Below are 12,357 nucleotides of genomic sequence, written 5' to 3' on the forward strand. Positions count from 1 at the left end.
CTCATCTTCCACTCCTCGGTGGTGACGATGAGCGACAAACACTCTCTTAGCAAATGACCCTATTTGGACCCATAAGGGCTGACGTCAGACACATTCGGTGAAGAAACCTGTTGAAAATCAAGCATTTGGTGCGGTCGAGAAGACTCGAACTTCCACGGGTGTTACCCCACAGCGACCTCAACGCTGCGCGTCTACCAATTCCGCCACGACCGCACTGTCAATAACTTGGTAGAGGGGCGTATAGACGTTGAACCGGGCGATGTGAAGAGGCAAAAACACCGGCGATTGAATTCGTACGCCCCGGCCATATCTTAGCCCGACATGCAACAATTCCGGAGCAGCCCATGACCTCGCCTGATCCCCGTCCCACCGTCCAGATTGACGTTGTCTCGGATGTTGTTTGTCCCTGGTGCATTGTTGGATTTCGTCAGCTTGATGCAGCTCTGAAACAAGAGAATGTGCTGGCCCGTCTGCGCTGGCATCCGTTTGAACTGAACCCGAATATGGGCCCCAAAGGCCAGAACCTGCGGGAACATATTGCCGAGAAGTACGGCTCGCCCCCCGAACAGAGCCAACAGGCGCGGGAGCGGTTGACCGCTTTGGGCACCGAACTGGGGTTTACCTTCAATTTCGACGACGACAGCCGCATCGTGAACACCTTTGCCGCGCATCAGTTGCTGGATTGGGCCGAAACGCTGGGGCGTCAGCACCCGCTCAAGCTGGCGCTTTTCGACGCCTATTTCACCCAGCAACAGGACATCTCGGGTTCTGAGGTGTTGTTAAACGTCGTCAAAACCGTAGGGCTGGACCCCGACGCAGCCCGCTCGGCGCTGGCCTCGGGCGCACATGCCCAGCCGGTGCGTGAGAAGCAGCAGTTCTGGACCAGCCGGGGCATATCCGGCGTGCCCTCGATGGTGTTCGGCGGCAAATACCTGCTGACCGGCGCGCAGGGCGCCGAAACCTATGCGCAGGTTCTGCAGCGCTGCCTGGCCGAGGCCGCCTGACCCCTTCCCCCTGCCCCGCAGACGGTCTAAGGAACGGTCATGGAATGGAAGACCACCGACGGGCTGATCGACTATGACGACGCCACTGCCTTTATGGAGGCGCGCGTCGCCGCGATTGCGGCGGGCGAAGCGGATGAGTGTATCTGGCTGCTGGAACACCCGCCGCTTTATACGGCGGGCACGTCAGCCAAGCGCGAAGACCTGACCGACCCCGAACGCTTTCCGGTCTATGACAGCAAGCGCGGCGGGCAATATACCTATCACGGGCCGGGTCAGCGCGTGGTTTATGTCATGTTGGATGTGGGCAAACGCGGCCATGATGTGCGCCGCTTTGTGCAGCAGCTTGAGGAATGGGTGATTTCGGCGCTGGCCGAATTCAACGTCACCGGCGAAATCCGCGAGGGCCGTGTCGGCGTCTGGGTCCAGCGTCACGACAAGCCCCTGACGGTGACCGGCCAGACCGCCGAGGACAAGATCGCCGCCATTGGCATTCGCCTGCGGAAATGGATCAGCTTTCATGGCATCTCGATCAATGTCGAACCCGATCTGTCGCATTTCACCGGCATCGTGCCTTGCGGCATTCAGGACCACGGGGTGACGTCTTTGGTCGATTTGGGCCTGCCTGTGACAATGGAAGACGTGGATGTGGCGCTGAAAAAGACCTTTAATCAGGTATTCGCGGCCGAGGGCGTATGACGGATTGACGCTGCGACCTGCGCGAATCGGCCTGATCGCGCCAGTTGAACAACAATCCCAAATATCGCGACGCTCTGTTTCGCAAACGCCCCGACTGTTTCCTTTGAATTGCCCCAATTCGCCTCAAATTCAGGGATTCTTCACATCCTCTCCTTACAAACGCCATCTGACCACATAGTATGTAAGGACCGTTCAAGAGTGAGTGGTGTGTTACCGGTGCTCGCAGGGCTGCCCAGCGAAATCCGAGAAGTGTTTTGGTTACGAGTCTGCCGTTCCGACCCCATATCGGAACGGCAATTCTCATTTTAGGGCCCCTGTTTTTTTGCAACAAAGTGACGCGCGCGCCTCAGGCCAATGCGGCGCGGATTTTGTCGGCATGTGCTGCGATCAGATCGAAATCGCCCATCTTGCCCGGCGGACGCATGGAAACACCCTCGTGCCGGGGCAGCACGTGGACATGCAGGTGAAAGACCTCCTGCCCGCCCGCGGCCTCGTTGAACTGCTGAACGGTGACGCCATCCGCATCAAAAGCTGCCTTCACAGCCCGCGCCATTTTCTGAACCGTTGCCATGACTGCCGCCAACTGCTCGGGCTTGGCGTCCAGCATATTGCGGCAGGGCGTCTTGGGGATGACCAGCAAATGACCGTCGGACCGGGGCATGATATCCATCAGTGCCACTGTATCGTCGTCTTCATAGACGCGGTTTGACGGAATCTCGCCGCGTAGGATCTTGGCAAAGATATTTTCGGGATCATAGGCGGTCATCGCGGGCCTCCGAGGGTTGGAATGTCCCCTCAGTTCTGATCCGGCCCCCAAGGCGGGTCAAGCCCCTTGAAATCACCGCCGCAATCCCCAGATACGCCGCATCCAGGGTCAAATTCCCGCGCGCAGCCCGCTGCCCGCGACAATTAATCTTGATCCAGATCAAACTCGGCCATTGAAGGTCGCCCCCTCGCATTCTAAAACCAGCAGGAATCCCACGCGTTGGAGAGGTCCAACAGCGCGGTGTAGTTGCAACAGGAGGCACCTAATGGCAGACGCAGCCATTCATGGTCACGACCATGAAGACCAGCGTGGGTTCTTTACCCGCTGGTTCATGTCGACCAACCACAAGGACATCGGGATTCTGTACCTGATCTTCTCGGCGCTCGCCGGTCTGATCTCGGTTCTGATGACCGTTTATATGCGGCTCGAGCTGATGCACCCCGGTGTTCAGTATATGTGCCTCGAAGGCTTCATGGCCGACCCGTGTACCCCGAACGGGCACCTGTGGAACGTGATGATCACCTATCACGGCGTTCTGATGATGTTCTTTGTGGTCATCCCTGCCCTGTTTGGCGGATTTGGCAACTATTTCATGCCGTTGCAGATCGGCGCCCCGGATATGGCGTTCCCGCGGATGAACAACCTGTCCTTCTGGCTGTATGTCGCTGGTACCTCGCTGGGTGTGGCCTCGCTGCTCAGCCCCGGCGGAAATGACCAGCTTGGGTCGGGCGTCGGCTGGGTGCTTTACCCGCCGCTGTCCACGACCGAGGGCGGCATGTCCATGGACCTTGCGATCTTTGCCGTGCACGTATCGGGCGCCTCCTCGATCCTCGGCGCGATCAACATGATCACCACCTTCCTGAACATGCGTGCCCCGGGTATGACCCTGTTCAAGGTGCCGCTGTTCAGCTGGTCGATCTTTGTCACTTCGTGGCTGATTCTGCTGTCCCTGCCGGTTCTGGCGGGCGCGATCACCATGCTGCTGATGGACCGCAACTTCGGCTTCACCTTCTTTGATCCGGCCGGTGGCGGCGATCCGATCCTGTATCAGCACATCCTGTGGTTCTTCGGCCACCCGGAAGTGTACATCGTGATCCTGCCCGGTTTCGGCATCATCAGCCACGTGATCGCCACTTTCTCGCGCAAGCCCATCTTCGGCTACCTGCCGATGGTCTGGGCGATCATCGCGATCGGTGTTCTGGGTTTCGTCGTCTGGGCCCACCATATGTACACCGTTGGCATGTCGCTGCGTCAGCAGGCTTACTTCATGCTGGCCACGATGGTTATCGCGGTGCCCACAGGCGTTAAGGTCTTCTCGTGGATTGCGACCATGTGGGGCGGTTCTATCGAGTTCAAGACTCCGATGCTGTTCGCCTTCGGCTTCCTGTTCCTGTTCACTGTTGGCGGCGTGACCGGCGTTGTGCTGTCGCAGGCTGGTGTGGACCGTGCCTATCACGATACCTACTATGTGGTTGCGCACTTCCATTACGTGATGAGCTTGGGTGCCGTCTTCGCGATCTTCGCAGGCGTCTACTTCTACTTTTCGAAGATGACCGGTCGTCAGTACTCGGAATTCTGGGGCAAGGTTCACTTCTGGCTGTTCTTCATCGGCGCCAACCTGACCTTCTTCCCGCAGCACTTCCTGGGCCGTCAGGGTATGCCGCGCCGTTACATCGACTATCCCGAGGCCTTCGCCCAGTGGAACTTTGTCTCGTCGATCGGTGCGTTCATCTCGTTCGCCTCATTCCTGCTGTTCTTCGGCATCGTGATCTACGCCCTGCTGCGTGGCGCGAAAGAGACCCGTCCGAACCCTTGGAACGAATACGCGGATACGCTGGAATGGACCCTGCCCTCGCCGCCGCCCGAACACACATTCGAGCAGCTGCCCAAGCAGGAAGACTGGGACAAAGGCCACGCGCACTGATCCCACCATCCAACCCGAATACAGCAAAGCCCCGCCTCGCGCGGGGCTTTGTGCTTGAAAACGCGCAGTTTCAAAATTGCGGCCCGGTGATCGTGGACAGGCGAAAGAACGGGTGGCTAATATCCCGGCATCCGCTTTCTGATCCTGATTGTTTATGAAGACCCGCATCCCATGATACTCCATAACGGCATCACTATCCGGCAAATGGCAAAAGGGTCCGTTGGCTTCATCTGCCTTGTTCTGGCGTGGATATTCCTGCTTGAATTGCTGGACGCGCTCACCCCGATGGACCTGATTTCCGGCTCCAGCCCTCCGGTCACGGTGCTGGGTTTGGCGGTGGCGTTCTTTCTGGGTTTCAAGAACACCTCGGCCTATGGGCGCTGGGTTGAGGCCCGCAAAATCTGGGGGGATCTGGTCAATGCCAGCCGCGACTGGGGCAACACGATCAGCAATCTGGTGCAGACCGACGGGCAACCAATTGATGCCGAAATCCGCCGCGAATTGCTCGAGCGTCATGTCGCGTGGCTGAACCTGCTGGCGTTTCAACTGCGCCAACCTTCGGCGACAGGCCGGACTCGCAGGCCGTGGATGTTCGGCCACAAGCCCGTCGCCGACAAAGCCGCGCTGCATCAGGACCCCGAATGCTGGCGCAGCAGCCAACTTGCCGCCGATCTGCCGCGGCTCGAGGGTAAATCCAACCGCGCGACCTACCTGCTGTATCTACAGGGCGAGCGTGTCTCGGCCCTCGCGCAATCCGGCAAGATCAACGCCTACTGGCAGGTGGCACTGATGAACCGGCTGGCCCGCTTCACCGACGCGCAGGGCCAAAGCGAGCGCATCAAGAACACGCCCTTCCCCCGGCAGGTGGCCGAGGTGGGCCGCATCTTCAGCTATGTCTTCATCTTCATGCTGCCGCTGGCGTTCAACGACGAACGCTCGATCACAATCGGGTTGGACCTGCCAGTGATCCAATCGGTGCTGCTGGACTGGTTGGTCTTTGCTCCTGTGGGTGCGTTAGTGTGTTGGATTTTCTTCGTTACGGAACGGGTCAGCGCCTCGATGGAGGACCCGTTCGAGGGTGACGTGACCGATGTGCCGATCTCGGCCATCTGCCGCATGATCGAGATTGACCTGCGCCAGATGACCGCTTGCGGTACCGCACCGTCACCAGCAAAACCCATCGACAAGGCGCTGCTCTGACCACCTGCATCGGGCAAAGATCGTAAAAGCCTCCGTTTTGCGGTATTCTGGATGGTAACGCCCCTTTTGACAGGAGCCTTGCTATGCCTGAAATCGACTTCTGGTACTCCATCGGCAGCACTTACAGCTTTCTGACGATCAAACGCCTGGACGGCTGGTGCGCGGAACACGACGCCACGGTCAACTGGTGCCCATTCAACGTGCGCACCGTCATGGCCGAGCAGCAGAACATCCCCTTCGCAGGCAAGCCGGTCAAATCGGCCTATATGTGGCGCGATATCGAACGCCGCGCCGTCAAATACCACATCCGCGCGAACCTGCCCGCGCCCTACCCGATCTCGGACCTTGCGCTGACCAATCAGGTTGCCCTGCTGGGCATGACCGAGGGCTGGGGCAAGGCCTACACGCAGGCGCTCTATGGGATCTGGTTCGAGGACGGCGTCGAGGCCGGGTCGGAAACCGCCATCACCGAAGCCCTGCATCGCTGCCAGCAGGACCCGCGCCTGATCCTTGCCCGCGCCCGCAGCCCCGACATCGTCGAGGCCCTCGAGGCCCAGACCAGCACCGCAATCCAACTGGGTGTGTTCGGCGCACCCAGCTTTGTGGTGCGGGGCGAGGTGTTTTGGGGGGACGACCGTTTGGACGACGCGCTGTCCTGGGTGCGCGTGGGGCATGTGGTCTGAAGATTTAACGCTTCGCCAATACAACCCACTGGGCTAGGTTCGCGCCATGCCATATCGCTGGAAACAAACCTCGGATACCGAACAGGAACTGCGCCTCTGGCCGCATAACTCGCTGCCCCCGCGCGGAGCGATGGGGGTTGTGCTGGCGGTGTTCCTGTTCGGCTTGATCCCGCTGTTTGCGGTGCTGGGCTCGGCCATCCTGTGGGGGCTGCTGCCCTTCCTGCTGCTAACCGTTCTGGGCCTGTGGCTGGCGTTCGAGATGAACTACCGCGCCCGCAGCGTGCATGAGGTGCTGACGCTGGACCGGACTCAGGCGCGGCTGGTACATCACGACCCGCGCGGGCGCGATCAGGAATGGTCGTGCAACCGTCACTGGGCCCGCCCCGAGATGCACACGCATGGCGGGCCGGTGCCTCACTATGTCACCCTGATCGGCGACGGGCGCGAGGTCGAGATTGGCGCGTTCCTGTCCGAAGACGAGCGGATCGCGCTGTTCGATGATCTAACCCGGAAACTACGCGCTTAGCTGCCGTTCGAGGCAGCGCACAGATGGTCCTTGACCATCGGGCCAACCTTGCCGAAATCCATCTGACCGGTATAGCGCGTCTTCAACTCGCCCATCACCTTGCCCATATCACGGATCGAACCCGCACCGGTAGCTGTGATGGCGGTCTGAATGGCCTTGCTGACCTCATCCTCGTCCAGCTGCTTGGGCAGGAATTCCTCGATCACCTCGACCTCGCGCAGCTCGCGCTCGGCCAGATCAAGGCGTCCGCCCTCTTCATAGGCGCGGGCGCTTTCCTTACGCTGCTTGGTCATTTTTCCAAGAATTTCAAGAACCTCGGTATCACCGCAGCCTTTCGCCTCTTCATTATCCGAGGCGCGCGAGGCGATGTCGCGGTCCTTGATCGCCGCATTGATCAGGCGCAGCGTCGACAGACGCTCGGCGGCCTTGTCTTTCATTGCTTGCTTCAGGGCGGCATTCACCCGTGATCGCATATCCATATGGTCTGTCCATCCCCATGGCAAAGGAACCCCGACCATATCGAAACAAAAAGGCAGGCACAACAGGGGGTGAATACAGCTAACTTGTTGATTTATAACAATAGCCCAAATTTTGAACAGTCTTGACCCGGGCCTGTAACCCCCTTAGGTATGCGTCCGTTTACCTTGCAGGAGAGTCGCGCCATGGCCCAGAACGCCCCGTCCAAGCCCACCGCATGTCTGGCATTGGCCGATGGAACGCTGTTCTACGGCGCAGGCTTCGGCGCCACCGGCCAGACCGTGGCCGAGCTGTGTTTCAACACCGCCATGACCGGCTATCAGGAAATCATGACCGACCCTTCCTACGCGGGCCAGATCGTGACCTTCACCTTCCCCCACATCGGGAATGTCGGCGTGAACCCCGAGGATGACGAGACCGGCGATCCGGTGGCCGCGGGTATGGTCGTCAAATGGGACCCGACCGAGCCATCCAACTGGCGCTCGGCGGATCAATTGAAGGATTGGCTGGCGCGTCGCGGTCGCATCGCCATCGGCGGCGTCGACACCCGCCGCCTGACTCGCGCGATCCGCCAGCAGGGCGCGCCGCATGTGGCGCTGGCCCATGACCCCGAGGGCAATTTCGATATCGAAGCACTGGTCGCCGCCGCACGCGGCTTTGCCGGGCTGGAGGGCATGGATCTGGCCAAAGACGTCACCTGCGCCCAAAGCTATCGCTGGGACGAGATGCGGTGGGCCTGGCCCGATGGCTATGCCCGTCAGGAAGCGCCTGTGCACAAGGTCGTCGCGCTGGATTTTGGGGCCAAGCGGAACATCCTGCGCTGCCTCGCCTCGGCCGGTTGCGACGTGACGGTCCTACCCGCCACCGCGACAGCAGCCGAGGTATTGGCGCATAACCCCGATGGCGTCTTCCTGTCGAACGGCCCCGGCGACCCAGCCGCCACCGGCGAATACGCGGTGCCGATGATCAAAGAGGTGCTGGACACCACCAGCCTGCCGGTCTTTGGTATCTGCCTCGGGCACCAGATGCTGGCGCTGGCGCTGGGTGGTCAGACCGTCAAGATGAACCACGGCCATCACGGCGCGAACCACCCCGTAAAGGATCTGGACACCGGCAAAGTTGAGATCACCTCGATGAACCACGGCTTCGCCGTTGATGCACAAACCCTGCCCGATGGCGTGGTGGAAACCCACCGCTCGTTGTTCGACGGATCGAACTGCGGCATCCGCATGACCGATCGCCCGGTCTATTCGGTACAGTACCACCCCGAGGCCTCGCCCGGCCCGCAGGACAGTTTCTATCTGTTTGAACGGTTCGCAGCGGCCATGGCGGATCAAAAAGCACAGGCTTAACGCCGAAATCATCAGCGTTAACTGCGCGTTAACCCTGTTTAGCAACCCTGCCCAGCGTGACTTGCGGCAGGGTTTTCTTATGGTCGAACTGAATCTCCAGCGTCAGACATCGGCGCGACCGGTGCCCGGGCCGCAATCGCGCAAGCCGCTGGGCACCTGCCTGCTGGACCAAGGCATCATCACCTCGGACCAACTGGCGAAGGCGCTGCGGATGCAGGCGCGCCAAAACGCGCCGCTGGGCGAGATACTGGTGGGCGAGGGCTGGGCCAGCCGGGCGCAAGTTCTCGCGGCCTTGGCCGAGCAAACCGGCCTGCAGATCGCCGATCTGCAGCAAACCCCGCCCTCGGCCGAGCTTTGCGCGCTGAAACCCGTTGAATTCTGGCTGACCCACAATGTGCTGCCTTGGATGCGCGTGGGTCCGATCCTGCTGGTTGCGACCGCACGCCCGGACGCATTCCCGACGGTGGCGGAGGCCCTGAAAGACAGCGGCCAGACCATCGTCCCGGTTCTGGCCGGGCCTGAGCAGATCGACGCCGCCATCGCCCATCACTATGCGATGCCACTGGCGCAGGCGGCAGAGACGAGGGTGCACGACGAACAAAGCTGCCGCAATTGGTCGGCCCGGGCACGGACCGGCCCGGTGCTGGGGATGCTGGTACTGGCCACTCTCTTTGCCCTGTTTCCGATCATCGGCCTTAGTCTATTGCTGGGCGCGACGCTGCTGACGCTGGCGCTGTTTCTGGCGCTCAGACTGTCGGGCCTGATCGCCTATCTGCTGCCACGCAAGGCGCGACCGGCTGCCGATGACCCCATTCGCCTGCCCTGCGTCTCAATCCTTGTCCCGCTCTACAAAGAACGTGAGATCGCGGATGTCCTGATCGCCCGGCTGCGTCGCCTGACCTATCCCAAGGCGCTGCTGGACGTCATTCTGGTGCTGGAAGAACAGGACGACGTGACCAAAGCGGCGCTTGAAAAGGTCGAATTGCCAAGCTGGATGCGCGCAATCGTGGTGCCTCAGCACGGGGATCTGACCACCAAACCTCGCGCCATGAACTATGCGCTGGATTTCTGCCGCGGTGAGATTCTGGGCGTCTGGGATGCCGAAGACGCGCCGGTGCCCGACCAGCTCGAAACCGTCGCCCGCCATTTCGCGACCGCGCCCGAGGATGTCGTCTGCCTGCAGGGCGTGCTGGACTATTACAACCCCCGTACCAACTGGCGGTCACGTTGTTTCACCATCGAATACAGCGGCTGGTTCCGGGTGATCCTAAAAGGCATCGCCCGGTTGGGGCTGGTTGTACCTTTGGGCGGCACTACGTTTTTCTTCCGCCGCGACAAGCTGCTCGAGCTGGGCGGCTGGGATGCCCACAACGTCACCGAAGACGCCGATCTGGGAGTACGCCTCAGCCGCGCTGGCTATCGAACAGAGATCGTCAACACCGCCACCTATGAAGAGGCCAACTTTCGCGCCTGGCCCTGGGTCAAGCAACGCTCGCGCTGGCTCAAGGGGTTCATGGTCACCTACCTGGTGCATATGCGCGCGCCGGGTCAATTGCTGCGCGATCTTGGGCCGTTGCGCTTTCTGGGGCTACAGGCGTTCTTTCTGGGCACGTTGGGGCAATTCCTGCTGGCTCCGGTCCTGTGGGTGTTCTGGCTGATATTCCTCGGCCTGCCGCACCCGTTTCAGCCCATCATGACACCCGGCTTTCTGACCAGCTGTGTCTATCTGTTTCTGGTCGCCGAAGCCGCCAACCTTCTGGTCGGGATGCTTGGCGTGATCGCCGGCAACCGCCGCTTCCTGCTGCCATGGGTGCCGACAATGGTGTTGTATTATCCTCTGGGTGTGCTGGCCGCCTACAAGGGCCTGTGGGAGTTGGCGGTCAACCCGTTCTTCTGGGACAAGACCCAGCACGGCCATGCGGTCGAGGAATCCGAAGCCGCTATTTCTCGCGCCGGATTGCATCCTGTTTCAGCCGAGTCATGAACGCGACCGAGATATGGTCCTGCAGGGCCTGCGCCGCAGCGTCTTCGTCGCGGGCGGCGATGGCCTGCACGATGCCCTTATGCTCGCTCTGCGCAATCTCCCCGCGCCCCTCGGCAGCCAATGAGGTGGTCGCCATCAGCGCCATGGTCCGATGCACCAAATCAAGCTGCTGCACCAGATAGCGGTTGTGCGAGGCCAGATGGATCTGCTCGTGAAACCGTCGATTGGCGCGTGACAACGCGGGCGGATCATTCACCAGCGCGTCATCGGCGGCGACGATCTCTTGCAGTACCCGGATTTCCTCTTCGGTGGCATGCTTGGCCGCCAGTCGCGCGGCCAGCCCCTCCAACTCGCGCCGCACGATGTACAGTTCAGCCATCTGGTTGTGGTCCAGCGAGGCCACGATCAGCGATCGTCCGTCCCGTTCCAGCAGCGATTGCGTCTCAAGCCGCTGCAACGCTTCGCGGATCGGGGTGCGGGATACGCCAAACCGCTCGGCCAGTTCGCTTTCCACCAGCCGGTCCCCGGGCTTGTAGACGCCCACATCAATCGCTTCGAGTATCAGTGTATAGGCGTCCGTGTTGGACTGTCTGGATTGGGGCATCGGCTGTATTGGTCTCCTCGTTCGGACCTGTCTAGCCGCCCCTTGCCCCCCCGATCAAGAGCGGCATTGAAAAGAAGCCGCGACCGCCCTAAACCCAAACCATGGTCAAACCTGCCTTTGCTCACGTCACCCAATGGGTGTTCGACCTCGACAACACGCTTTACCCGCCGCATATGCGCCTGTTCGACCAGATCGAGGTGCTGATGACGGATTACGTGGTGCAGGCCATCGGCGTCGACCGGCCCGAGGCCGACCGGCTGCGCAACCATTATTGGCAGCAATACGGCACCACGCTTGCGGGCCTGATGGCCGAGCATGATCTGGATCCCGATCCCTATCTGCACGCCGTCCATCAGGTTGACATGAGCCATATGGAAGCCGATGCAGACCTCGCCGCGCACATCCGCGCCCTGCCCGGTCGCCGCATCGTCTATACCAACGGATCCGCCCCTTATGCCGAACGTGTTCTGTCCGCGCGCGGGCTCAGCGGATTGTTCGACGCGATCTATGGGGTCGAGCACGCAGGCTATCGCCCCAAGCCCGAAAAGGCCGCGTTCGAGGCGATCTTTGCGCAGGATGGAATCGACGCTCAAAAAGCTGCGATGTTCGAGGACGACCCGCGCAATCTGGCTGCCCCGCACCAGATGGGGATGCGCACGGTGCATGTCGCGCCAGACCCGCATGAAGCCGACCATATTCACCATCACACCGATGACCTAACCGGGTTTCTGGGCCGCCTGCGATAGGCTGTCACACTGCGGCGATCTGCGCGTTTTTCGGGTGCAGTATTCGCCCCATATCCACCCTAGCGACGAACAGATAACCCGGAGACCCCAATGACCGCGCTCGACATCCGCGCGCGCCCGCCCCTGTGGCAGCGCCTTTTCTTTGCAATCCCCTTGTTTGGCTGGCTGGCCCGCGACGCCGCTCATGGGCAGGCCGAAGACCTCTATTACTCCGCAGCCGCGCTTGTCAGCATGTGGGGCTGTTCGGTAATGCTGTTCGGTTTGCCCGGCCTCTATATCCCGGCCCTGATGATGGTGCCGGTGATGTTCCTGATCCTCATCCTGATCTCTCGGGGATAAGACACGAGACAGGATGTCACTTGGCGCCCGCCGCGCATCGGCACTAGGGTCTGCGG

13 protein-coding genes and 1 tRNA gene are annotated in these 12,357 nt (G+C 60.9%); 10 read left to right on the forward strand and 4 right to left on the reverse strand.

The features are described 5' to 3' along the window. Positions 1–126: 126 nt before the first annotated feature. Positions 127–213: transfer RNA gene (locus ACR0J1_RS03100), tRNA-Leu, on the reverse strand. A 131-nt stretch (positions 214–344) separates the two neighbouring features. Here ACR0J1_RS03100 and ACR0J1_RS03105 point away from each other — a divergent pair. Then, entirely contained in the window at positions 345–1,004 is a 660-nt protein-coding gene (locus ACR0J1_RS03105; protein ID WP_480730423.1) for a DsbA family oxidoreductase, read from the forward strand. Between the two features lie 39 nt (positions 1,005–1,043). Then, the gene (lipB, locus tag ACR0J1_RS03110; RefSeq protein WP_480730425.1) at positions 1,044–1,700 is read left to right on the forward strand and encodes a lipoyl(octanoyl) transferase LipB; all 657 of its coding nucleotides are present in this window, start codon (positions 1,044–1,046) and stop codon (positions 1,698–1,700) included. 346 nt (positions 1,701–2,046) lie between these two features. On the opposite strand, the gene ACR0J1_RS03115 is transcribed toward lipB, so the two are convergent. Then, the gene (locus ACR0J1_RS03115) at positions 2,047–2,466 is read right to left on the reverse strand and encodes an HIT family protein (protein ID WP_480730426.1); all 420 of its coding nucleotides are present in this window, start codon (positions 2,464–2,466) and stop codon (positions 2,047–2,049) included. Positions 2,467–2,731: 265 nt separating this feature from the next. On the opposite strand from ACR0J1_RS03115, the gene ctaD reads away from it, so the two are divergent. The 4 genes from ctaD to ACR0J1_RS03135 all read left to right on the forward strand — a co-directional run bounded on the left by ctaD (position 2,732) and on the right by ACR0J1_RS03135 (position 6,799). Then, positions 2,732–4,390 carry a cytochrome c oxidase subunit I gene (gene ctaD, locus ACR0J1_RS03120; RefSeq protein WP_480730428.1) on the forward strand — a complete coding sequence of 553 codons (1,659 nt, stop codon included), beginning with the start codon at positions 2,732–2,734 and terminating at the stop codon, positions 4,388–4,390. Between the two features lie 171 nt (positions 4,391–4,561). Continuing rightward, a complete protein-coding gene (locus tag ACR0J1_RS03125) occupies positions 4,562–5,590 on the forward strand; it encodes a bestrophin family protein (protein WP_480730429.1) in 1,029 nt (342 codons plus the stop codon). Positions 5,591–5,673: 83 nt separating this feature from the next. Further along, on the forward strand, positions 5,674–6,273 hold the full coding sequence (locus ACR0J1_RS03130; protein WP_480529494.1) for a DsbA family protein: 600 nt from the start codon (positions 5,674–5,676) through the stop codon (positions 6,271–6,273). A 46-nt stretch (positions 6,274–6,319) separates the two neighbouring features. Continuing rightward, a complete protein-coding gene (locus ACR0J1_RS03135) occupies positions 6,320–6,799 on the forward strand; it encodes a DUF2244 domain-containing protein (RefSeq protein WP_480529493.1) in 480 nt (159 codons plus the stop codon). On the opposite strand, the gene ACR0J1_RS03140 is transcribed toward ACR0J1_RS03135, so the two are convergent. Next, on the reverse strand, positions 6,796–7,278 hold the full coding sequence (locus tag ACR0J1_RS03140; RefSeq protein ID WP_480529492.1) for a GatB/YqeY domain-containing protein: 483 nt from the start codon (positions 7,276–7,278) through the stop codon (positions 6,796–6,798). The two genes, ACR0J1_RS03135 and ACR0J1_RS03140, sit on opposite strands and share 4 nt — an antisense overlap. Positions 7,279–7,461: 183 nt before the next feature. Between ACR0J1_RS03140 and carA the strand changes: the two genes are divergently transcribed. After that, complete coding sequence (gene carA, locus ACR0J1_RS03145) at positions 7,462–8,628, forward strand: glutamine-hydrolyzing carbamoyl-phosphate synthase small subunit (RefSeq protein WP_480730432.1); 1,167 nt, start codon at positions 7,462–7,464, stop codon at positions 8,626–8,628. Between the two features lie 79 nt (positions 8,629–8,707). Beyond that, positions 8,708–10,612, forward strand: a complete 1,905-nt coding sequence (locus tag ACR0J1_RS03150; RefSeq protein ID WP_480730434.1) for a glycosyltransferase family 2 protein — start codon at positions 8,708–8,710, stop codon at positions 10,610–10,612. Here the strand turns inward: ACR0J1_RS03150 and ACR0J1_RS03155 are convergent. Then, positions 10,569–11,216 carry a GntR family transcriptional regulator gene (locus tag ACR0J1_RS03155; RefSeq protein ID WP_480730435.1) on the reverse strand — a complete coding sequence of 216 codons (648 nt, stop codon included), beginning with the start codon at positions 11,214–11,216 and terminating at the stop codon, positions 10,569–10,571. The two genes, ACR0J1_RS03150 and ACR0J1_RS03155, sit on opposite strands and share 44 nt — an antisense overlap. A 101-nt stretch (positions 11,217–11,317) precedes the next feature. Here ACR0J1_RS03155 and ACR0J1_RS03160 point away from each other — a divergent pair, with 101 nt between their 5' ends. Together ACR0J1_RS03160 and ACR0J1_RS03165 are read left to right on the forward strand one after the other, a co-directional pair. Next, the gene (locus tag ACR0J1_RS03160; RefSeq protein WP_480730437.1) at positions 11,318–11,962 is read left to right on the forward strand and encodes a pyrimidine 5'-nucleotidase; all 645 of its coding nucleotides are present in this window, start codon (positions 11,318–11,320) and stop codon (positions 11,960–11,962) included. Positions 11,963–12,052: 90 nt separating this feature from the next. Further along, on the forward strand, positions 12,053–12,301 hold the full coding sequence (locus tag ACR0J1_RS03165; protein ID WP_480730439.1) for a hypothetical protein: 249 nt from the start codon (positions 12,053–12,055) through the stop codon (positions 12,299–12,301). Positions 12,302–12,357 lie beyond the last annotated feature (56 nt).

It is taken from the genome of Ruegeria sp. CJ3 (assembly GCF_056536725.1).